This window comes from Pseudomonas sp. GW823-FHT02C02 (assembly GCF_058797635.1).
Window position 1 is genome coordinate 228,180 of sequence record NZ_JBXAJV010000009.1, and the last position, 21,316, is coordinate 249,495.

Annotated in this window: 19 protein-coding genes; 16 read left to right on the forward strand and 3 right to left on the reverse strand. The window is 59.6% G+C overall.

Annotation, left to right across the window (positions count from 1 at the left end; genetic code table 11):
- Window positions 1-83: 83 nt before the first annotated feature.
- The 8 genes from minC to AC1ROI_RS18335 all read left to right on the forward strand — a co-directional run bounded on the left by minC (window position 84) and on the right by AC1ROI_RS18335 (window position 8,098).
- Window positions 84-821, forward strand: a complete 738-nt coding sequence (minC, locus tag AC1ROI_RS18300) for a septum site-determining protein MinC (RefSeq protein ID WP_010456696.1) — start codon at window positions 84-86, stop codon at window positions 819-821.
- Between the two features lie 191 nt (window positions 822-1,012).
- The gene (gene minD / locus AC1ROI_RS18305; protein ID WP_010456697.1) at window positions 1,013-1,825 is read left to right on the forward strand and encodes a septum site-determining protein MinD; all 813 of its coding nucleotides are present in this window, start codon (window positions 1,013-1,015) and stop codon (window positions 1,823-1,825) included.
- Window positions 1,825-2,079: a cell division topological specificity factor MinE gene (gene minE, locus AC1ROI_RS18310; RefSeq protein WP_007898843.1), complete on the forward strand. Its 255-nt coding sequence runs from the start codon at window positions 1,825-1,827 to the stop codon at window positions 2,077-2,079. Before minD ends, minE begins: the two co-directional genes overlap by 1 nt.
- 179 nt (window positions 2,080-2,258) lie before the next feature.
- The gene (locus AC1ROI_RS18315; RefSeq protein ID WP_030131660.1) at window positions 2,259-2,894 is read left to right on the forward strand and encodes an RluA family pseudouridine synthase; all 636 of its coding nucleotides are present in this window, start codon (window positions 2,259-2,261) and stop codon (window positions 2,892-2,894) included.
- Between the two features lie 50 nt (window positions 2,895-2,944).
- Complete coding sequence (locus tag AC1ROI_RS18320; RefSeq protein ID WP_102595779.1) at window positions 2,945-4,051, forward strand: hypothetical protein; 1,107 nt, start codon at window positions 2,945-2,947, stop codon at window positions 4,049-4,051.
- 76 nt (window positions 4,052-4,127) lie between these two features.
- Window positions 4,128-5,417, forward strand: coding sequence for a M18 family aminopeptidase (locus tag AC1ROI_RS18325; RefSeq protein WP_027922480.1), 1,290 nt, complete (start codon window positions 4,128-4,130; stop codon window positions 5,415-5,417).
- 257 nt (window positions 5,418-5,674) lie between these two features.
- A complete protein-coding gene (locus AC1ROI_RS18330) occupies window positions 5,675-5,851 on the forward strand; it encodes a hypothetical protein (protein ID WP_008031437.1) in 177 nt (58 codons plus the stop codon).
- 78 nt (window positions 5,852-5,929) lie between these two features.
- Window positions 5,930-8,098, forward strand: a complete 2,169-nt coding sequence (locus tag AC1ROI_RS18335; RefSeq protein ID WP_010456714.1) for a mechanosensitive ion channel family protein — start codon at window positions 5,930-5,932, stop codon at window positions 8,096-8,098.
- A gap of 112 nt (window positions 8,099-8,210) precedes the next feature.
- Here the strand turns inward: AC1ROI_RS18335 and AC1ROI_RS18340 are convergent, their stop codons facing one another.
- Window positions 8,211-8,924 (reverse strand): UTRA domain-containing protein, encoded by a 714-nt coding sequence (locus AC1ROI_RS18340; protein WP_010456716.1) that lies wholly within the window; start codon window positions 8,922-8,924, stop codon window positions 8,211-8,213.
- A gap of 349 nt (window positions 8,925-9,273) precedes the next feature.
- On the opposite strand from AC1ROI_RS18340, the gene AC1ROI_RS18345 reads away from it, so the two are divergent.
- The 6 genes from AC1ROI_RS18345 (at window position 9,274) to AC1ROI_RS18370 (ending at window position 14,717) form a co-directional block, all read left to right on the forward strand.
- Window positions 9,274-10,338, forward strand: a complete 1,065-nt coding sequence (locus tag AC1ROI_RS18345; protein ID WP_077748162.1) for an ABC transporter substrate-binding protein — start codon at window positions 9,274-9,276, stop codon at window positions 10,336-10,338.
- A 188-nt stretch (window positions 10,339-10,526) separates the two neighbouring features.
- The gene (locus AC1ROI_RS18350; RefSeq protein ID WP_077748161.1) at window positions 10,527-11,333 is read left to right on the forward strand and encodes an alkaline phosphatase family protein; all 807 of its coding nucleotides are present in this window, start codon (window positions 10,527-10,529) and stop codon (window positions 11,331-11,333) included.
- Between the two features lie 5 nt (window positions 11,334-11,338).
- Window positions 11,339-12,175 carry an ABC transporter permease gene (locus AC1ROI_RS18355; RefSeq protein ID WP_154501365.1) on the forward strand — a complete coding sequence of 279 codons (837 nt, stop codon included), beginning with the start codon at window positions 11,339-11,341 and terminating at the stop codon, window positions 12,173-12,175.
- Complete coding sequence (locus AC1ROI_RS18360) at window positions 12,162-12,962, forward strand: ABC transporter permease (RefSeq protein ID WP_010456724.1); 801 nt, start codon at window positions 12,162-12,164, stop codon at window positions 12,960-12,962. The genes AC1ROI_RS18355 and AC1ROI_RS18360 overlap by 14 nt, the downstream gene beginning before the upstream one ends.
- Window positions 12,959-13,948, forward strand: a complete 990-nt coding sequence (locus AC1ROI_RS18365) for an ABC transporter ATP-binding protein (protein ID WP_010456726.1) — start codon at window positions 12,959-12,961, stop codon at window positions 13,946-13,948. The genes AC1ROI_RS18360 and AC1ROI_RS18365 overlap by 4 nt, the downstream gene beginning before the upstream one ends.
- A 115-nt stretch (window positions 13,949-14,063) precedes the next feature.
- On the forward strand, window positions 14,064-14,717 hold the full coding sequence (locus AC1ROI_RS18370; protein ID WP_102595823.1) for an HAD family hydrolase: 654 nt from the start codon (window positions 14,064-14,066) through the stop codon (window positions 14,715-14,717).
- A gap of 54 nt (window positions 14,718-14,771) precedes the next feature.
- Here AC1ROI_RS18370 and AC1ROI_RS18375 read toward each other — a convergent pair whose 3' ends face one another.
- Window positions 14,772-15,734 (reverse strand): zinc-binding dehydrogenase, encoded by a 963-nt coding sequence (locus AC1ROI_RS18375; protein WP_077748159.1) that lies wholly within the window; start codon window positions 15,732-15,734, stop codon window positions 14,772-14,774.
- A gap of 140 nt (window positions 15,735-15,874) precedes the next feature.
- Between AC1ROI_RS18375 and AC1ROI_RS18380 the strand changes: the two genes are divergently transcribed.
- Both AC1ROI_RS18380 and AC1ROI_RS18385 read left to right on the forward strand, forming a co-directional pair.
- A complete protein-coding gene (locus AC1ROI_RS18380; protein ID WP_172962143.1) occupies window positions 15,875-17,956 on the forward strand; it encodes a carboxy terminal-processing peptidase in 2,082 nt (693 codons plus the stop codon).
- A gap of 120 nt (window positions 17,957-18,076) precedes the next feature.
- The gene (locus AC1ROI_RS18385) at window positions 18,077-19,867 is read left to right on the forward strand and encodes a bifunctional diguanylate cyclase/phosphodiesterase (protein ID WP_102595825.1); all 1,791 of its coding nucleotides are present in this window, start codon (window positions 18,077-18,079) and stop codon (window positions 19,865-19,867) included.
- A gap of 352 nt (window positions 19,868-20,219) precedes the next feature.
- Here AC1ROI_RS18385 and AC1ROI_RS18390 read toward each other — a convergent pair whose 3' ends face one another.
- Window positions 20,220-21,260, reverse strand: coding sequence for an alpha/beta hydrolase family protein (locus AC1ROI_RS18390; protein ID WP_102599433.1), 1,041 nt, complete (start codon window positions 21,258-21,260; stop codon window positions 20,220-20,222).
- Window positions 21,261-21,316: the final 56 nt, after the last annotated feature.

A 21,316-nucleotide genomic window follows, 5' to 3' on the forward strand; every position in this document is an offset into this window, starting at 1 on the left:
CATCGTTCGACCCGGCTTGCGGCTTGCGGGCGTTCTCGTTATAAGTCTCGGCACTTTTAGTGACAAGCCGTTGTATGCCGACCATGAGCCAAACCGAACCGCAAGACCAGGATCCCGTGTTCCAGTTGAAGGGCAGCATGCTCGCCATTACGGTGCTGGAACTGGCCCGCAACGACCTCGAGAACCTTGATCGGCAACTGGCCGCCAAGGTCGCCCAGGCGCCTAATTTCTTCAGCAATGCGCCGCTGGTGCTGGCCCTGGACAAACTCCCGGCCAGCGAAGGCGCGGTCGATCTGCCGGGCCTGATGCGCGTGTGCCGCCAGCATGGTCTGCGCACCCTGGCGATCCGTGCCAGCCGCATCGAAGACATCGCCGCCGCCATCGCGGTGGATTTGCCGGTGCTGCCGCCATCCGGCGCCCGTGAGCGTCCCCTCGACCCGCTCGAAGGCCAGGTGAAGAAAAAGCCGGAAAAGCCGCCAGAGCCGACCATCAAACCGACGAAAATCATCACGTCGCCAGTACGTGGTGGCCAGCAGATTTATGCCCAGGGCTGCGACCTGGTGGTGATCTCCTCGGTCAGCCCGGGTGCGGAACTTCTCGCCGATGGGAACATCCATGTATACGGTCCGATGCGCGGTCGCGTGCTGGCCGGGGTCAAAGGCGACACGAAAGCCAGGATTTTCTGTCAGCAGATGAGCGCTGAACTGGTCTCCATCGCCGGCCACTACAAGGTTTCCGAGGATTTGCGCCGTGACCCTTTGTGGGGCGCGGGCGTGCAAGTCAGCCTGTCAGGCGACGTGTTGAACATCATTCGGCTTTAACGGATACTGCCGCATTTTCCAAGCATCTCTAAAACGTAGCGAAAACGGCTCAAACGAAGTAGGAAAAAGGCCAAACGCAGTGTTTATCGCTGTTCTGGACCGGATTCCAGCCAAGGCTGTCCGACTGCAGTAGTTTTTCAAGAGATGTTTTTCAGGGGCTAAAAGTCCTTTTTCCTTAGGGGTGAAACACCTTGGCCAAGATTCTAGTGGTTACATCCGGCAAGGGTGGTGTGGGTAAGACCACCACCAGCGCCGCTATCGGTACCGGCCTCGCACTGCGCGGCCACAAAACAGTGATCGTCGACTTCGACGTCGGTTTGCGTAACCTCGACCTGATCATGGGTTGCGAGCGCCGTGTGGTGTATGACTTCGTCAACGTTGTGAACGGCGAAGCCAACCTGCAACAAGCCCTGATCAAAGACAAACGCCTGGAAAACCTCTACGTCCTGGCCGCCAGTCAGACCCGCGACAAAGACGCGCTGACCGTGGAAGGCGTAGAAAAAGTCCTGATGGCGTTGAAAGAAGACTTCGAATACGTGGTCTGCGACTCCCCGGCCGGCATCGAGAAAGGCGCCCACCTGGCCATGTACTTCGCTGATGAAGCGATTATCGTGACCAACCCGGAAGTGTCCTCGGTACGTGACTCGGATCGCATGCTGGGCCTGCTGGCCAGCAAATCCCGTCGCGCCGAAAACGGCGAAGACCCGATCAAGGAACACTTGCTGCTGACCCGCTACAACCCGCAGCGCGTCAGCGATGGCGAAATGCTGGGTGTTGAAGACGTCAAGGAAATCCTGGCGGTTGCCCTGCTGGGTGTCATCCCGGAATCCCAAGCGGTACTCAAGGCTTCCAACTCGGGCGTGCCCGTGATTCTCGACGACCAGAGCGACGCCGGTCAGGCATACAGCGATGCAGTCGATCGTCTGCTGGGCAAGGAAAAGCCGCATCGATTTATCGATATCACGAAGAAGGGCTTCTTCGAGCGCCTGTTTGGAGGTAGATAATGAATCTTTTTGACTTCTTTCGTGCCAGCAAAAAGGTCAGCACCGCGTCGGTAGCGAAAGAGCGTCTACAGATCATCGTGGCGCATGAACGCGGCCAACGCAGTACGCCGGACTACTTGCCAGCCTTGCAGAAGGAACTGGTGGAAGTGATCCGCAAGTACGTCAATATCGGGTCCGACGACGTGCATGTCGCGCTGGAAAACCAGGGCAGCTGCTCGATCCTGGAACTCAATATCACCCTGCCGGATCGCTAGTCGGTCCAGCGGGAGCCACGGCGGCTCAGGCCCTTACGCTTTTGTAGGAGCGGAACTTGCTCGCGAAGCAGGCAACTCGGTGTATCTGATAGACCGAGATGATGTGTTCGCGAGCAAGCTTCGCTCCTACGGATGCGGGGGCCTGAGTCGCCGTTGGCGTTTGTTACGAGGCTGTTTTAATGCCGTTGTCCAACATCCGCATCATCCATCAGGACGCCGCCGTACTGGTGGTGGATAAACCGACCCTGCTGCTCTCTGTCCCTGGCCGGGCCGATGACAACAAGGACTGCCTGATCACCCGCCTGCAAGAAAACGGCTACCCGGAAGCGCGAATCGTCCATCGCCTGGACTGGGAAACGTCCGGCATCATCCTGTTGGCCCGTGACCCGGACACTCATCGCGAGTTGTCTCGGCAATTTCACGACCGCGAAACCGAAAAAGCCTACACCGCCCTGTGCTGGGGACAACCGGAACTGGACAGCGGCAGCATCGACCTGCCCTTGCGCTACGATCCGCCGACCAAGCCACGCCACGTGGTGGACCACGAGTTCGGCAAACACGCCCTGACCTTCTGGCGAGTGCTGGAACGTTGTGGCGACTGGTGCCGCGTGGAACTGACGCCGATCACCGGCCGTTCCCACCAGCTACGCGTACACATGCTTTCCATCGGCCACCCGCTGCTGGGTGACGGGCTCTACGCCCACGAACAGGCCCTGGCCGCCTGGCCACGCCTGTGCCTGCACGCCAGCATGCTCAGCTTCACCCATCCGCAAACCGGTGAACGCTTGCGCTTCGAATGCCCCGCACCGTTTTAAGCACTGCCTGACACGCAGTCGCCTGCTTTAGCAAAAGGATCCCCATCCCGATGAGCTTTACCGAATTCCCGGCAACACCCGTCAAGAAAACCCGACACCAACTGCTCTACCTGATCTACGGCAACCAGGACGTTTACCGGCGCGAAGCCAAGTTCAGTATCTTGACCGCGCTGTCCCACGCGAAGAACGGCAAGCTCCCGAGCATCCGAATCCTCACGGATCGTCCTCAGGACTACGCCGGCTGGCCGGTCGAAACGGTCATGCTGACCCAGGAAACCCTGACCCTGTGGCAAGGCGAAAACGGCTATCACCATCGTCGCAAGGCCTGCGCGATTGCCGCCGGCCTGCAGCTTGCTGAAAAAACCCTCTTCGTCGACACCGACACGCTGTTCACCAGCGACCCGAACCTGATCTTCAACCAGATTCAGCCGCAGCACTACTTGATGGATCGCTTCGAGTACGACTGGCAGGACGTGTGTGAACGCCCCGACTATGTGAAGCTCGGCGGTTGCCTGCAGGCTCACGGCGTCAGCGCGGACAATGGTTTCAAGCTGTACAACAGCGGATTGTGCGGCGTGACCGACGGAGATGGCGCCTTGTTCGAAGAGTCGATCACGCTCACCGACGAATGGACCCGGGACGGCTTCGACATCCACACCATCGAGCAGATCGCCCTGTCGTTCGCCATGCGCGACAAACCGGTTCATGAAGCGAAAAAATTCATCTATCACTACTTCGCGGAAAAACGCTTTTTCCATGCGATGCAGGCGTATTTCTTTTCTCAACATGGCGAGCGGTTCAGCCAGCAGTTGGTCGATCTGTGCCAGGACGTGCCGCGGGTCAAACCCTTCCCATCGGCCTGGCAGCGCCTGAAAATCAAATGGAAGCTGCGTAACCAGAGTGGCGCCCTACGCAAAGTCGGCCGCGATCTGCTTTACGGCAGCGCGGCACCCGATCATCCGTACTACACGGCCTGCCGCCACGAATGGTGGGAATGTGCCTCGCGGGAGATCCTTCGCTGGGACAAGGCTCAACAGAAAAAGCTGCTGGAGACTCATCAGAACGCCTGGCCCCCGCAATTGCCCAAGCCAGAAAAGCCCGAAGATGAGCGGATTATCATGAAGTACCTGAAAAAGCGGGTAGAGGCTGCCAGCTGACGTGACCGGTTCACGTCATGCCCAAAGGCCTCGGCCAATACGTTAAACTCCCGCCCACTGCTGTCTGGAGCTTCTTATGCGCGAAGAGTTGAACCAAGGCCTGATCGACTTCCTCAAGGCCTCCCCTACCCCGTTCCATGCCACTGCCAGCCTCGTTCAGCGTCTGGAAGCGGCGGGTTTTGTGCGCCTTGACGAGCGCGAGCCCTGGACCACTGAAGCCAACGGTCGTTACTACGTCACCCGCAATGACTCGTCGATCGTCGCGATCAAGATGGGACGGCATTCGCCGCTGCATGGCGGCATTCGCCTGGTCGGCGCCCACACCGACAGCCCGTGCCTGCGGGTCAAACCCCAGCCGGAATTGCAGCGCCAGGGTTTCTGGCAACTGGGCGTCGAAGTCTACGGCGGTGCGCTGCTGGCGCCGTGGTTTGACCGCGACTTGTCCCTGGCCGGCCGCGTGACGTTCCGCCGCGACGGCAAGGTCGAGAGCCAACTGATCGACTTCAAGGCGCCGATCGCCACCATCCCGAACCTGGCGATCCACCTCAATCGTGAAGCCAATATGGGTTGGGCCATCAACGCCCAGACCGAACTGCCCCCGATCCTCGCGCAATTTGCCGGTGACGAGCGCGTGGACTTCCGCGCCGTGCTCACCAATCAGCTGGCGCTGGAACATGGCCTGAATGCCGACGTGGTGCTCGACTACGAGCTGAGCTTCTACGACACTCAGAGCGCCGCCATTATCGGTTTGCATGGCGACTTCATCGCGGGCGCGCGCCTGGACAACTTGCTGTCGTGCTATGCCGGCCTGCAAGCCTTGCTGACCGCGGAAACCGACGAAACCTGCGTGCTGGTGTGCAACGACCACGAAGAAGTCGGTTCCTGCTCGGCGTGCGGGGCCGATGGTCCGATGCTCGAGCAAACCTTGCGTCGCCTGCTGCCTGAAGGTGACGAATTCGTGCGCACCATTCAGAAATCCTTGCTGGTCTCGGCCGACAATGCCCACGGCGTGCACCCCAACTATGCGGAAAAGCACGACGCCAACCACGGCCCGAAACTCAACGCCGGCCCGGTGATCAAGGTCAACAGCAACCAGCGCTACGCCACCAACAGCGAAACCGCCGGGTTCTTCCGCCATCTGTGCATGGCCGAAGAAGTGCCGGTGCAAAGCTTCGTGGTGCGCAGCGACATGGGCTGCGGCTCGACTATCGGCCCGATCACCGCCAGCCACCTGGGCGTGCGCACCGTGGACATCGGCCTGCCGACGTTCGCCATGCACTCGATCCGTGAACTGTGCGGCAGCCACGACCTGGCCCACCTGGTCAAAGTGCTGAGCGCGTTCTACGCCTGCCAGGAATTGCCGTAATTTCGCGCCAATGAATGGCCGGAATGCTATCTGTGGCGAGGGAGCTTGCTCCCGCTCGACTGCGCAGCAGTCGCAACCCCCGGTGAATGCGTGCTGTCTCATAGATCGCGATAGCTGGGTTTGGGGTTGCTTCGCAACCCAGCGGGAGCAAGCTGCCTCGCCACAATGATCGCGCCGCATTCATGATTGATCTCTGACCACCGGTCGCCCAAAAGCCACCTAGACTCAAGCTATCCCCTTCGACAAGGCAGTCACCCATGATCTCGATGTCTTCATTCCATGCCATGCTGATCCCCATTCTCGCCGGGATGATCTTGCTGGCAATCGGCTTCAACTTCCGCGACAAAAACGCCGGCGTGTTCGCCATGTGGATCGGCATGCTGACGATCCTCGCCACCGTGGTGTTCAAGATCCTCGCCAAACTCAACGAATAAATCCTGCCCCTGGCTCGCATTGATTTTGACGGGCTCGTACACTCGGCCGATCCGTCCCCCCCCGAGGTTGACCGCCTAGTGTTCGCTCGTCTTTTCGCCCTGCCGTGTTTCTTCCTTGTCTGCCTGATGACGCTGCTGCCGATGGCGCCTGCCCAGGCGGTCGGTTTGCCGGGCTTGCTCAACAGTTCGGCAAAGGCCCAGCCAGAAGCGCAAGAACCGCTGGGCCAATCACTGGACGAAGTCATCAAGTCGCTGGAGAACGATCAGCAGCGGAGCAAACTGCTGGCGGACCTGAAAAAGCTGCGCGATGTCACCAAAAAGGCTCAGCCGGCCGCCGAAGAAGGCGTACTCGGCCTGATCGGCGGCACACTGGCCACCTTCGAAAAACAGTTTTCCGGTGCCGACAGCCCGCTCACGCGCTGGTCCGAAGAATTTGACCTGGCCAAAGACGAACTGACCGCGCTGATGCTGCCGGCCAACGAGTGGCTGCCGATCATCTTTGCCTTCGCCATGATTCTGATGGTCTGGAGCCTGCTGGCCGCTGCGCTGATCTGGGTCAGTCACCGGGTGCGCATGCGCTTCGGCCTCACCGAAGAACTGCCGCAACACCCCAAGGCCCTGGACATGTTGCGCTTCGCCCTGCGCAAACTCGGGCCGTGGCTGATTGCCTTGGTCATCACGGTCTACATGAGCTATGCCCTGCCCTCATCCTTGGGCAAAAGCCTGGCCATGGTGCTGGCCTACGCGCTGGTGGTCGGCACCTGCTTTTCGGCGATCTGCGTGATCGCGTTTTCCTTGCTCGACGGCCCGCATCGTCACCGGGCCTTGTACATCCTGCGCCATCAAGCCTTTCGACCGTTGTGGCTGATCGGCAGTTTCGCCGCATTCGGTGAAGCACTGAGCGATCCGCGCCTGGTCGCCAGCCTGGGCAGTCACCTGGCCCACTCCGCCGCCACCGTCGCCAACGTCCTGGCGGCGCTGTCCACCGGGCTGTTCATCCTGCGTTTCCGCCGCCCCATCGCCCACCTGATCCGCAACCAGCCGTTGTCCCGACGTCTGACGCGCCGCGCGCTCAGCGACACCATCGAGATTCTCGGCACCTTCTGGTACGTGCCCGCGCTGGTGCTGGTGGGCATCTCGCTGTTCGCCACCTTCGTCTCGGCCGGCGACACCAGCACCGCACTGCGCCAGGCGCTGATCTGCACCGTGTTGCTGGTGTTGTGCATGGTCATCAACGGACTGGTTCGTCGTCATTCGCTTAAACCGCAAAAGGGTGTGAAGCGTCATGCGCTGTATTCAGAGCGCCTGAAAAGTTTCTTCTACACCCTCGCCCATCTCGTGGTCTGGCTGGTCTTCATCGAACTGGGCCTGCGGGTCTGGGGCATGTCGCTGATTGCCTTCACCGAAGGCGAAGGCCATGAAGTCAGCGTCAAACTGTTCAGCCTCGCCGGTACGCTGATTTTTGCCTGGCTGATCTGGATCCTCAGCGACACCGCGGTGCACCACGCCCTCACCCGCTCGCGCAAAGGCCTGGCCAACGCCCGCGCGCAGACAATGATGCCGCTGATCCGCAACGTGCTGTTCGTGGCGATTTTCATCATTGCGCTGATCGTCGCGCTGGCGAACATGGGCATGAACGTCACGCCACTGTTGGCCGGTGCCGGCGTGATCGGTCTGGCCATCGGTTTCGGTGCACAATCGCTGGTCGCGGATTTGATCACCGGCCTGTTCATCATCATCGAAGATTCCCTGGCTATCGATGACTACGTGGATGTCGGCGGCCACCTCGGCACTGTCGAAGGCCTGACCATCCGCACCGTTCGCCTGCGGGACATCGACGGCATCGTCCATACCATTCCGTTCAGCGAAATCAAAAGCATCAAGAACTACTCCCGGGAATTCGGCTACGCGATCTTCCGGGTGGCGGTGCCCGCCAGCATGGACATCGACGAGGCGATCAAGCTGATGCGCGAAGTCGGCCAGAAAATGCGCGCCGACCCGCTGCAACGGCGCAATATCTGGTCGCCACTGGAGATTCAGGGTGTCGAAAGTTTCGAGTCGGGCAACGCGATTCTTCGGGCGCGGTTCAAGACCGCGCCGATCAAGCAGTGGGAGGTTTCACGGGCGTTCAATCTGTCGCTGAAGCGGCATCTGGATGAGGCCGGGATGGACCTGGCGATGCCGCGAATGAGTGTGCAGGTGCTGACGGCCGGTGGTGGGCCGCAGAAGGATGTATCTGCTACTTGATTGATAGGGTGGCTGTGAGGACGCCATCGCGAGCAGGCTCACTCCTACATTTGAAATGCATTCCAATGTAGGAGTGAGCCTGCTCGCGATGGGAGCGACGCGGTCTCCCTGGCTAAACCACATCCACCCCAACATGAATCGCATCATGGCGCCAAAACTCCAGGTCGCAATCGATCAACCGTTCGTGCTGATCGTAGTTGACCCGAGCAATCCGCAACCCCGGGCTCCCCACCGACACCCGTAACGCTGCCGCCGCATCCACCGACAACGCCGTCGGCACGATCTCGAAACGCACCCGACCGTAGTGCAAGTCGTAATGCCTGGCGTACAACTCGGTGATCGACTGATTCAGATCGAAATCCAGAATCCCCGGAAAGTACTGCGGATTCAGGTAGTGCTCCACATAGAGCACCAGCCGCTCATCAATGCGCCGCGCCCGGCAGATCTGAATCACGCTGGACAGCGCCGGCAACTGCAACCACGCACACACCGCCGCCGACGCCGGTTGCAACCGCGCCGAAATCACCTCGGTGGACGGCACCCGCCCCTGCGCACTGACCATCGCGTGAAAGTGACTGCGCTGCATCAAGTTGTAAGCCAGGCGCGGTGGCGACACGAACCAGCCACGGCGTTCCTCCCGATAAATCTGCCCTTGGGCTTCCAGTTGCAACAAGGCTTCACGCACGGTGATACGCGTGGTGCCGAACAACTCACTGAGCTTGCGCTCGGCCGGCAGTTTGCTCCCGGGCGCCAACAGGCCATGGTCAAGCTGTTCCTGCAGAACCTGCCCGATGGCTGTCACCGCTTTGGTTGTCTCGATGCGCATCAACGTTACCTATCTGGACTAGACCAGCACTGTTTCGGGGCAGAACCGTGATTCAAATTGGCTCCATCAACTCCCTGCAAGCCTAGGCACTGCTTGTGACTGGCAGATGACAAAGCCGCCGAACGGTTGCGCCAGACACCTGCAAATTCACGGCCAAGTCCTTTCGTATCAGCCCTTTAGCCATGGTCTACGCTTACTCGCAAGCCTGAGCATCACCGCTCGAAAAATGTAGGCCGACCGATCGTCGACATCAAAATGTCATCAGCGGCGCCTAAATTGGCTCAGGTATTGCTGACCTAGACCAACACAACCGCAATCGCAGCGTTGAAAACGCCCAAAGGAGCTTCGGATGAAAAAGCTTTTCCTGGCATCACTGTTAGGCTCGACCATTGCCATGTGCAGCGCCGCCATGGCCGCTGATGATATGAAAACCCTGGAAGCCGCTGCGAAAGCGGAAGGTGCGGTCAATAGCGTCGGCATGCCCGATGACTGGGCCAACTGGAAAGGCACCTGGGCAGACCTGGCCACGAAATACGGCTTGAAACACATCGACACCGACATGAGCTCGGCGCAGGAAATCGCCAAGTTCGCCGCCGAGAAGGACAACGCCAGTGCCGACATCGGCGACGTCGGCGCAGCCTTCGGCCCGATCGCGGTCAAACAAGGCGTGGTGCAACCCTACAAGCCAAGCACCTGGGACCAGATCCCGGACTGGGCCAAGGACAAGGACGGCAACTGGGCACTGGCGTACACCGGCACCATCGCGTTCATCATCAACAAGAAGCTGCTGCACGGTTCCGAAGCTCCGACCAAGTGGGCGGATCTGAAAACCGGTAAATACAAGGTGTCGATCGGTGACGTGAGCACCGCCGCCCAGGCCGCCAACGGTGTACTGGCCGCCGCACTGGCCAACGGTGGCGACGAAAAGAACCTGCAGCCAGCGTTGTTGCTGTTCGCAGATATCGCCAAGCAGGGCCGCCTGTCCATGGCCAACCCGACCATCGCCACGATGGAAAAGGGTGAAATCGAAGTCGGCGTGGTCTGGGACTTCAACGGCCTGAGCTACAAGGCCAAGATGGCGAACCCCGATGACTACGTGGTGCTGATCCCTTCCGACGGTTCGGTGATTTCCGGCTACACCACCATCATCAACAAATACGCGAAGAACCCGAACGCCGCCAAGCTGACCCGCGAATACATCTTCAGCGATGCCGGTCAGATCAACCTGGCGAAAGGTAATGCCCGTCCAATCCGCGCCGAGCACATCAAGCTGCCGGCTGACGTCCAGGCCAAGCTGCTGCCAAACGAGCAGTACAAAAAGGTCACGCCGATCAAAGACGCGGATGCGTGGGAAAAGACTTCCAAGGCTTTGCCGCAGAAGTGGAACGAAGAAGTCCTCGTCGAAATGAAATAACCCTGTAGCCCGACTTCTGTCGGGCTGATGGAGATCCAAATGCAGGAGCGAGCCTGCTCGCGAAAAGCGGACTGACATTCAACACCTGTGTTGACTGACCCGGCGCCTTCGCGAGCAGGCTCGCTCCCACAGTGGACCGTGGTGAATTCAAGTTTTATGAATGTCTGTTTCGCGGAGTTTTTGCCCCTATGAAGCACAACGTCATCCTTGTCGTGCTCGACGGCCTCAACTATGAAGTCGCGCGCCACGCCTTGGGGCACCTGCAGGCTTACGTCGGCGCAGGACGCGCGGCACTCTACAAACTGGAGTGCGAACTGCCGGCCCTGTCCCGACCGCTTTACGAATGCATCCTCACCGGCGTCCCGCCCATCGAGAGCGGCATCGTCCACAACAACGTCGCGCGCCTGTCCAACCAGCGCAGCATTTACCACTACGCCACGGATGCCGGCCTGACTACCGCCGCCGCGGCCTATCACTGGGTCAGCGAGTTGTATAACCGCTCGCCGTTCGAGGCCGCCCGGGATCGTCACACCGACAACCCCGACCTGCCGATCCAGCACGGTCACTTCTACTGGAACGATCACTACCCGGATTCGCACCTGTTCGCCGACGCTGAAAACCTGCGTCTGCGCCACGCGCCCAACTTTTTGTTGATCCACCCCATGAACATCGACGACGCCGGGCACAAGCACGGCCTCGACACCCCGCAATACCGCAACAGTGCCCGCTCGGTGGACATTATCCTGGCCGACTACCTGCAAACCTGGCTCGACGCCGGCTACCAAGTGCTGGTGACCGCCGACCACGGCATGAACAACGACCGCTCGCACAACGGCCTGCTGGCGGAAGAACGGGAAGTGCCGCTGTTTGTCCTGGGCGATGCCTTCAGCTTCAACGCCAGCGCCGCGCCCAAACAGACTGACATCTGCGGCACGGTCTGCGAACTGCTGGGCGTGGCCCACGACAAACCTGTCTGCCGGGAGCTGCTCAAGTGAATGCCATGACCCGTGGTAAATGGCTGGCAGCGTTGTGCCTGGTGCCTTTCGCTCTGTTTTTTATCGTGTTCGAGATCGCGCCGCTGGTCTGGGTAATGATCAACAGCCTGCAATCGGAAGAGTTCGGCTGGGGCCTGGCCAACTTCACCAAGATCTTCAATTCGAAGTTCTATCTGCAAGCGATCCAGTACAGCCTCGAGATCAGTTTCTGGTCCAGCGTATTCGGGATCATCATCGCGGTGCTCGGCGCCTATTCCCTGCGCCGGGTCGACTCGAAACTGCGTAACTTCGTGAATGCTTTCGCCAACATGACCAGCAACTTCGCCGGCGTGCCCCTGGCCTTTGCCTTCATCATTTTGCTGGGGTTCAACGGCAGCTTCACCATCATGCTCAAGCAGGCCGGGATCATTCAGGACTTCAACCTGTATTCGAAAACCGGGCTGATCATTCTCTACACCTACTTCCAGATTCCATTGGGCGTGCTGCTGCTTTATCCGGCGTTCGATGCCTTGCGCGAAGACTGGCGTGAGTCCGCCGAACTGCTCGGCGCCAACGGCTGGCAGTTCTGGCGCCACATCGGTTTGCCGGTGCTGACCCCTGCGCTGCTAGGCACTTTCGTGATTTTGCTGGCCAACGCGCTTGGCGCCTACGCCACGGTTTACGCGCTGACCACCGGCAACTTCAACGTACTGCCGATCCGCATCGCGGCGATGGTGTCCGGCGACATTTCCCTGGATCCGAACCTGGCCAGCGCGCTGGCCGTGGTACTCGTGGCGTTGATGACCCTGGTGACCATCGTGCATCAGCTGCTGTTGAAGAGGAGCTACCATGTCTCGCGCTGAACTGGGCCCCGCCGGTGTCTATCACCGGGTGGTGGTGTACGTGCTGTTTGCCATTCTGTTGTTGCCGCTGGCCGGGACGTTGATCTACTCGATCGCCAGCAGTTGGTCGGCGACCATTCTGCCCAGTGGCTTTACCTTCAAGTGGTACATCCAGCTGTGGAGCGATCCGCGCTTTCTGCATGCCTTCGGGCAGTCGCTGCTGGTGTGCGTCGGCGCGTTGATTCTGTCAGTGGTGCTGATTCTGCCGCTGCTGTTCGTGGTGCATTACCACTTCCCCAAACTCGATGCGCTGATGAACATCCTGATCCTGCTGCCCTTCGCGGTGCCGCCGGTGGTGTCCTCGGTGGGGCTGTTGCAGCTCTACGGTTCCGGGCCATTTGCGATGGTCGGTACGCCGTGGATTCTGATCGGCTGCTACTTCACCATCGCGCTGCCGTTCATGTACCGGGCGATCACCAACAACCTGCAAGCGATCAACCTGCGCGACCTGATGGACGCCGCACAACTGCTCGGTGCCAGCACCTGGCAAGCCGCCTTCCTGGTGGTGCTGCCGAACCTGCGCAAGGGGTTGATGGTGGCATTGCTGCTGTCGTTCTCGTTCCTGTTCGGTGAATTCGTGTTCGCCAACATCCTGGTCGGCACCCGCTACGAAACCTTGCAGGTCTACCTCAACAACATGCGTAACAGCAGCGGCCACTTCACCAGTGCGCTGGTGATTTCCTACTTCTTCTTTGTGCTGGTTCTGACCTGGGCGGCCAATATCTTGAACAAGGACAAAAGCGAATGAGCTATGTCAGCGTCCAACATCTTCAAAAAAATTACGCGGGCACCACCGTCTTCAGCGACATCAACTGCGAAATCCAGAAAGGTGAGTTCGTCACCCTCCTCGGCCCGTCCGGTTGCGGCAAGTCCACGCTGTTGCGTTGCATCGCCGGCCTGACGTCGGTGGATGGCGGCAAGATTCTGCTGGAGGGCGTCGATCTGGTTCCGATGAGCCCACAGAAACGCGGGATTGGCATGGTGTTCCAGAGTTATGCACTGTTCCCCAACATGACCGTGGAGCAGAACATCGCCTTCGGTCTGCGCATGCAAAAGGTCAACGCCGACGACAGCCAGAAGCGTGTCGCCGAAGTGCTGAAACTGGTGGAGCTCAATGACTTCGCCGCGCGCTACCCGCATCAATTGTCGGGCGGCCAGTGCCAGCGCGTGGCCCTCGCCCGCTCATTGGTTACCCGTCCGCGGCTGTTGTTGCTGGACGAGCCGCTGTCGGCCCTCGATGCGCGGATTCGCAAGCACCTGCGCGAACAGATCCGTCAGATCCAGCGTGAACTCGGTCTGACCACGATCTTCGTCACGCACGATCAGGAAGAAGCCCTGACCATGTCTGACCGGATTTTCCTGATGAATCAGGGAAAGATCGTACAGAGCGGCGACGCCGAAACCCTCTACACCGCGCCCGTGGATGTGTTTGCCGCCGGTTTCATCGGCAACTACAACCTGCTGGACGCCGACAGCGCCTCAAAACTGCTGCAACGGCCGATCAACCACCGCATCGCGATTCGCCCGGAAGCCATCGAGCTGAGCCTCAATGGCGAGCTTGATGCGCAAGTACGCAGCCACAGTTTGCTGGGCAACGTGATTCGCTATCGGGTCGAAGCCCGGGGCGTGGAATTGGTGGTGGATGTGCTGAACCGCTCGGCGGCCGATCTGCACCCCGATGGTCAGCGCCTGGCACTTTCCATCGATCCGACTGCCCTGTGTGAAGTAGCTTGAAAACAGCTGCAAGCTGCAAGCTGCGAGCGACAAGTTGTAAACTGCTCACCACCTCAATCACTTCTTGCGGCTTGAAACTTGCCGCTTGAAGCTGTTCTCGGAGAGAACCGCACTAATGGCCTTGGCAATTTTTGATCTGGACGAAACCCTGATCCACGGCGACTGCGCCACCCTCTGGAGCGCGCAAATGGGCCGCCTGGGCTGGGTCGATCCCGAGTCGTTCATGCGTCAGAACAACGAACTGATGGACGCTTACAGCCACGGCAAACTGCGCATGGAGGAGTATATGACCTTCAGCCTGGAGCCGATGATCGGGCGCACACCGGAAGAGGTCGAGCATTTGGTCGGGCCTTGGGTGGAAGACTTCATCGAGCCGATCATCTTCAGTGACGCCACCAAAGCCATCGCCGCCCATCGCAAGGCCGGTGACCGGATTCTGGTGATCTCGGCCTCGGGCACGCACCTGGTCAAGCCGATTGCCGACCGTCTGGGCATCGACGAGATTCTCGGCATCGAACTGGAAGTGACGCATGGCGTTTATAGCGGTCAGACCGTCGGCACCCTGACCTACCGCGAAGGCAAGATCGTCCGGTTGCTGGAGTGGCTGGATGCGGAAGAGGAGAATCTGGAAGGTGCGAGTTTCTATTCCGACTCGCGTAACGATTTACCGCTGCTGTTGAAGGTGGATTTCCCACACGTGGTGAACCCGGATCCGGTGTTGCTTGAGCACGCCGAAAAAGCCGGCTGGCCAATCCATATCTGGAAGTAACCGATACCCCTGTAGGAGCGCCGCCCGCTCGCTCCTACAGGTTCAGTGTGTCCTTCAGGTCAGGCTTGGGTCGATTATCAGGACCAGCTTCCCCGCCACCTTATTACTCGCCAACTCCGCAAACGCCGCTTCGGCGTCCTTGATCGGGTAGGTCTTCGCCAGCTGGGGACTCAACCGCCCTTCAGCAAACAACGGCCACACATGCTGGCTCAAATCACTGAACAAATCCGCCTTGAACTGCTCATCACGACTGCGCAACGTCGAGCCCAGCAGTTGCACGCGCTTGGCCAGAACCTGCGCCAGATCCAGGTTCGCGTCACGACCGCCCATCAAGCCGATCAGCACCCAGCGACCATCCAGAGCCAGCATTTTCAGGTTCAGCGCGGCGTAGTTGCCGCCGACCGGATCGAGAATCACATCGAACGGTCCCAGGTCGCGCAAGCTGTCCAGGTCGCCCGTGCGCACCACACCCCCCTGCGCACCCAGCGCTTCGCAATAAGCCAGACGCTCGGCGGAACCGACGCTGACCCAGCACGGGTTGCCAAAGGCCTTGCATAGCTGAATGGCCGCTGAACCGATTCCACTTGCTCCGGCGTGCAGAAGAACTTTCTCACCCGGTTTGAGCGCAGCGAGTTGAAACAAATTCAGCCAGACGGTCGCGTACACCTCCGGCAACGCCGCCGCCTCGGCCAGGGACAAACCTTCGGGGACCGGCAGCACATGCCGTCCGTCGACAACTACCTCTTCGGCCATCCCGCCCCCGGCCAGCAAGGCGCAGACCCGATCGCCGACCTGCCAGGACGAGCCCGGGCCGACTTCGCTGATCACCCCCGAACACTCAAGACCCAGTACCTGACTGGCTCCCGGCGGTGGCGGATAAAGCCCTGCTTTCTGTAACAAATCGGCGCGATTGAGGCCTGCTGCCGCCACTCGAATCCGAACTTGTCCTACATCGCATGTAGGACTGGGCTCTTCAACCCACTCCACTTGACCTTCCACGCCTTGCAATGCTTTCACAGTGCCTCCATAGTGAGTCTGGACTGAGCCCGTAGCTGTAGCGCCGGGCTTTCTTGCATTATGTGACCGGCCCTTTGTGGAACCGGCGACTTCAAAGACGGCCTAATATGCGTGATCAATTGTCTCCGCGTCGAATCAGCATGAAGCATTTTTTCCCCAGCACCGCCCTAGCCCTATTCATTGGTATCGGCCTGTTGCCGATGTCGAGCAATACATTCGCAGCCAATAGCTGGGACAAGCTTCAGCCTGATCGTGACGAAGTGATCGCCAGCCTGAACGTCGTCGAACTGCTCAAGCGCCATCACTACAGCAAGCCGCCGCTCGATGACGCGCGCTCCGTGATCATCTATGACAGCTACCTCAAGCTGCTGGATCCGTCGCGCAGCTACTTCATGGCCAGCGACATTGCCGAATTCGACAAGTGGAAGACCCAGTTCGACGACTTCCTGAAAAGCGGCGATCTCAACGCCGGGTTCACCATCTACAAGCGCTACCTGGACCGCGTCAAAGCGCGTCTGGACTTTGCCCTTGCCGAGCTGAACAAGGGCGTCGACAAAATCGACTTCAATACCAAGGAAACCTTGCTGATCGATCGCAAGGACGCCCCTTGGCTCAAGTCCACCGCAGAACTCGACGACCTGTGGCGCAAACGCGTCAAGGACGAAGTCTTGCGGCAGAAGATCGCGGGCAAGGATTCCAAGCAGATTCAGGAAACCTTGACCAAGCGCTACAAAAACCAGTTGGCGCGCCTGGACCAGACCCGTGCGGAAGATATCTTCCAGGCGTACATCAACACCTTCGCCATGTCCTACGACCCGCACACCAACTATCTGTCGCCGGATAATGCGGAAAACTTCGACATCAACATGAGCCTGTCCCTCGAGGGCATCGGCGCCGTGTTGCAGAGCGATAACGACCAGGTGAAAGTCGTGCGCCTGGTACCTGCCGGCCCGGCCGACAAGACCAAACAGGTTGCACCGGCCGACAAGATCATCGGCGTTGCCCAAGGCAACAAAGAGATGGTCGACGTGGTCGGCTGGCGCCTGGACGAAGTGGTCAAGCTGATCCGTGGTCCGAAAGGCACCGTGGTGCGCCTGGAAGTGATTCCGGCCAGCAATGCGCCAAACGACCAGACCAGCAAGATCGTGCCGATCACCCGCGAAGCGGTGAAGCTTGAAGACCAGGCAGTGAAGAAGTCGGTGCTCAACCTGAAACAGGATGGCAAGGACTACAAGCTCGGCGTCATTGAGATCCCGGCCTTCTACCTCGACTTCAAGGCGTTCCGTGCCGGCGATCCCGATTACAAGAGCACCACTCGCGACGTCAAGAAACTGCTGACCGAGCTGCAGAAAGAGAAAGTCGACGGCGTGGTCATCGACTTGCGCAACAACGGCGGCGGCTCTCTGCAGGAAGCCACCGAGCTGACCAGTCTGTTCATCGACAAAGGTCCGACCGTGCTGGTGCGTAATGCCGACGGCCGTGTCGATGTGCTGGAAGATGAAAACCCGGGCGCATTCTACAAAGGCCCGATGGCGTTGCTGGTCAACCGCTTGTCCGCCTCGGCTTCGGAGATTTTTGCCGGCGCCATGCAGGACTACCACCGTGCACTGATTATCGGTGGCCAGACCTTCGGTAAAGGCACCGTGCAGACCATTCAGCCGTTGAACCATGGCGAGCTGAAACTGACCCTGGCCAAGTTCTACCGGGTTTCCGGCCAGAGCACCCAGCATCAGGGCGTACTGCCGGACATCGATTACCCGTCGATCATCGACACCAAGGAAATCGGCGAAAGCGCCCTGCCGGAAGCCATGCCGTGGGACACCATCCGCGCGGCCATCAAGCCGGCGGCCGACCCTTTCAAACCGTACATCACGCAGCTCAAATCCGAGCATGACGTGCGCACGGCCAAAGACGCCGAATTCGTGTTCATTCGCGACAAGCTGGCCCTGGCCCAGAAGCTGATGACGGAGAAAACCGTCAGCCTCAATGAAACTGATCGCCGTGCGCAACACGCCGATATCGAAGCCAAGCAACTGGTGATGGAAAACATCCGTCGCAAGGCCAAGGGCGAAGAGCCGCTCAAAGAGCTGAAGAAAGAAGACGAAGACGCCATCGCGGCCGAGCCGGACAAGACCAAGCCAGAAGACGATGCCTACTTGAGCGAGACCGGGCGGATTCTGTTGGACTACCTGAAACTCAACACCGCGGTCGCCAAGCACTAAAATGATGGCAATTTAATGCTGACGCTCCCCGGAGCGTCATCAAACAGTCATCATTCTGTCGTGAAATAAAGGACTGGGAGCTCATGGCTCCCAGTCCTTTTTTTATCGCCAGAGATCGCCATGACCACCACCGAACAGCTGAGTGCATTGAGTTCCATTCTGGCTCAAAGCGGTTTGCACAGCCTGTTCCAGCCGATCATTTCCGTCTCTGAGCGACGCATTGTCGGCTTCGAAGCCCTCACTCGCGGCCCCTCGAACAGTCCGCTGCACTCCCCCATCGCATTGTTCGCGGTTGCCCGCCAGGCCGGTCGCTTGAGCGAGCTGGAAATCGCCTGCCGTGAAAGTGCCTGCCGACGCTTCAATGAACAACAGCTGCCGGGCAAACTGTTTCTCAACGTCTCTCCGGAATCCCTGTTGGAAGCCGCTCACCAACCGGGTCGCACCCTGCAATTGCTGCAGGACTTCGGCATCCCGCCGAGCCAGGTGGTGATCGAACTCACCGAACAGACCCCGACCGACGACTTCCAGTTGCTGCAAAATGCCCTGCATCACTACCGGGCGATGGGTTTTTCCATTGCGCTCGATGATCTGGGGGCCGGTTATTCGAGTTTGCGGCTCTGGTCCGAGCTGCGGCCGGATTACGTGAAAATCGACCGGCACTTTATCGACGGCATTCACCAGGATGCCCTCAAACGTGAATTCGTCGGCTCGATCCTGCAAATCGCCAAAGCCTCACGGGCACAAGTGATCGCCGAAGGCATCGAATTGCCGGAAGAGCTCGCGGTGTTGACCGAGATGGGCGTCGATCTGGTGCAAGGCTACTTGCTGTGTCGGCCTCAAGAGCATCCACCTCGCGACGCCCGAGTCTTGATGCCAAAACGGGAAAGCACAGCAGTGGCTTTGAATGATGACGCCAGTGACCTCAGCGCCTTGCTCAACGACCAACCGGCCGTGGCCCGGGACACACCGACGGCCACGGTGCTGGAAGCCTTCCGCCGCCAGGCCAACCTGAACTCACTGGCGGTGCTTGACGAGCAAGGCCATCCCTGCGGCATCGTCCATCGGCATTCGCTCTCGGACGCACTGCTCAAGCCCTTTGCTACCGACCTGTTCGCACGCAAGCCCATCAGCCGCTTGATGAACGACGACTTCCTCGCCGTGGAGATGAGCCAGTCACTGCAACAAGTCAGTCGCTTGATCACCAGCCGCGCGCGCCAGCGCATCGAGGAGGACTTCATCATCACCCTCAACGGCGGCTATCTGGGCCTGGGCCGGGTGATCGATGTGCTCAAGCTGATTACCGAACTGAAAATCCAGCAGGCCCGCTACGCCAACCCGCTGACCCTGTTGCCAGGCAACGTGCCCATCCAGCAATGCCTGACGCGGCTGCTGCAACAGGAGCGGGAATCGGTGATCTGTTACGTCGACATCGACAGTTTCAAACCCTTCAACGACATCTATGGCTACGGCCGTGGGGACGAAGTCCTGCTGTGTCTGGCGCAATGCCTGAACGATCGGGTGGACCCGGCCCGCGACTTCGTTGGCCATATCGGCGGGGATGACTTCCTGCTGGTGCTCGGCCCGGAAGACTGGCGCAAACGTCTGAACCAGTTGCTGGACGACTTCCACAGCCAGTGCCGACGCTTCTACCGCAGCGAACACCTGGAAGCCGGCTGCTTTATCGCACCGAATCGCCAGGGCATGCGCCAGGAGTTTCCACTGCTGTCATTGTCGATCGGCGTCGTGCATTTACACCCACAGGCCTGTGGACAACTCGATGCGAGCCAGTTGGCAGAGATGGCTTCGCAGGCCAAGCATCACGCGAAGAATGTGGCGGGGTATAGCGTGTATGTGATTGATAGTTTGGTGGTGCCGGTGCAAAACGAGGATTTGATCATCGGGCAGCGGTGATTGAACGGACGCCTTCGCGGGCAAGCCTCGCTCCTACAGGGTTTTTTGTCGTTCGCAACTATTGTGGACTACCCATCTCCCGTAGGAGCGAGGCTTGCCCGCGAAGAGGCCAGACCACACAACAAAAATCTCTGGATTCAATCCGAACCGCCGCCTAACCACATCACAGCCCTCATGCAACGGAATGGCGCAAAGCAACGCGAAGTCGCTGAGAGTCATCGAGCGCCATGAAGCGGTTTTTTGGATGGGAAATCGGCTTTTCGTAGGGTGGATCAGGATGAAGCGTAGGCATTTGCTTTGCGGACGTGGCGAGAGGTTTCCCTCACGCCACGTCCCATACACCCTCGCTCTTTCAGTCGCGCGGTGATTGCACCAAAAACTCCGCAATCAGCGACGCAACCTGCTCCTGAATCACCTCCCGAGCCCTCCCTCCCTCAGCATCCCCACAAATAATCCCATCTCCCGGCACGTCTTCCTCAAGAAGCGCTACCGCTCCAGGTTTGCACACCGCCATAAAACTAAAGTGGCTAGCGTCTTTAATCTCGACATAGCGCGTCGACGCTTGGGGCAGACGTTTAGCCAAGTCAGCTGACTCCAACTGCGCGGGTAGCTCCTCAGAAGGCACGCCCGCCGCAATCACTAGCGTCGGCACTGGCAGCCCCGCAAGGCTGTCATCAGTCATCCCGCGTGACAGTCCCAGGTCCAGTGAAACAACTGCGGTGACACGTTTATCGCTCAAATCGGCGGCCAGCCGGGCCTTCGATACCGAAGTGCTGGCGGGGTTCATCTGTCGGTAGACGTTGCAACTGGCCAACTTCGTGTGGGTTTTGCAGTCCAGGGCAAAGCGGTCGGGGTCGAAACGGGCGCCGGCGGTTTCCATGACGGTCCAGCCGCCGAGGGAATGGCCCACGGCGGCGATTCGATGCTTGGCGACCGCGCCGAATTGTTGCGGCTGAGCCGTGACCGCGTCGATGGCCCGGCTGAGGTCGGCGGGCCGCCGCCATAACTGCGCCGCAGCTTGAGGGGTGCGGTCTTTGCTGGTGCTGCCGGGGTGGTTGACTGCCGCCACGATGTAACCTTTGTGGGCGAGTGCGCTGGCCAGCCATGTCTGGTTGATCCAATTACCCCCGAAACCGTGGGAGAGCACCACCAATGGATGCTCGCCGGCGGTCGGTGGCGCGTTGGGCACGGCGAGGGCCCCGACAAACGCTGGGTTGTCGCCGAACAATTGAGGGGTGGCGGTGGTTGCGGTGGGGTACCAGACGACCATTTCCAGTGGGCGGTCGTTTTGCGTGTCTGGCAACGTAGAGGCCTGGAAACCGATAGCGTTATCGCCAGCGAATACACTCGTGGTCAGGCAGACCAGAAACAGGGCGCCGAAAGCTGTTTTCAATGTTTTATCTTCCTTGATCAGATTCAACTCTTAACACCTGACATCCGCAGTCAGGC

Coding starts and splice junctions, on each gene's coding strand:
- AC1ROI_RS18345 (WP_077748162.1), top strand. CDS start 9,274: ATGAAAAAGCTTTTCCTGGCATCACTGTTAGGCTCGACCATTGCCATG.
- AC1ROI_RS18325 (WP_027922480.1), top strand. CDS start 4,128: ATGCGCGAAGAGTTGAACCAAGGCCTGATCGACTTCCTCAAGGCCTCC.
- AC1ROI_RS18315 (WP_030131660.1), top strand. CDS start 2,259: ATGCCGTTGTCCAACATCCGCATCATCCATCAGGACGCCGCCGTACTG.
- AC1ROI_RS18360 (WP_010456724.1), top strand. CDS start 12,162: ATGTCTCGCGCTGAACTGGGCCCCGCCGGTGTCTATCACCGGGTGGTG.
- AC1ROI_RS18355 (WP_154501365.1), top strand. CDS start 11,339: ATGACCCGTGGTAAATGGCTGGCAGCGTTGTGCCTGGTGCCTTTCGCT.
- AC1ROI_RS18350 (WP_077748161.1), top strand. CDS start 10,527: ATGAAGCACAACGTCATCCTTGTCGTGCTCGACGGCCTCAACTATGAA.
- AC1ROI_RS18385 (WP_102595825.1), top strand. CDS start 18,077: ATGACCACCACCGAACAGCTGAGTGCATTGAGTTCCATTCTGGCTCAA.
- AC1ROI_RS18340 (WP_010456716.1), bottom strand. CDS start 8,924: ATGCGCATCGAGACAACCAAAGCGGTGACAGCCATCGGGCAGGTTCTG.
- minC (WP_010456696.1), top strand. CDS start 84: ATGAGCCAAACCGAACCGCAAGACCAGGATCCCGTGTTCCAGTTGAAG.
- AC1ROI_RS18380 (WP_172962143.1), top strand. CDS start 15,875: ATGAAGCATTTTTTCCCCAGCACCGCCCTAGCCCTATTCATTGGTATC.
- minE (WP_007898843.1), top strand. CDS start 1,825: ATGAATCTTTTTGACTTCTTTCGTGCCAGCAAAAAGGTCAGCACCGCG.
- AC1ROI_RS18330 (WP_008031437.1), top strand. CDS start 5,675: ATGATCTCGATGTCTTCATTCCATGCCATGCTGATCCCCATTCTCGCC.
- AC1ROI_RS18370 (WP_102595823.1), top strand. CDS start 14,064: ATGGCCTTGGCAATTTTTGATCTGGACGAAACCCTGATCCACGGCGAC.
- AC1ROI_RS18365 (WP_010456726.1), top strand. CDS start 12,959: ATGAGCTATGTCAGCGTCCAACATCTTCAAAAAAATTACGCGGGCACC.
- AC1ROI_RS18320 (WP_102595779.1), top strand. CDS start 2,945: ATGAGCTTTACCGAATTCCCGGCAACACCCGTCAAGAAAACCCGACAC.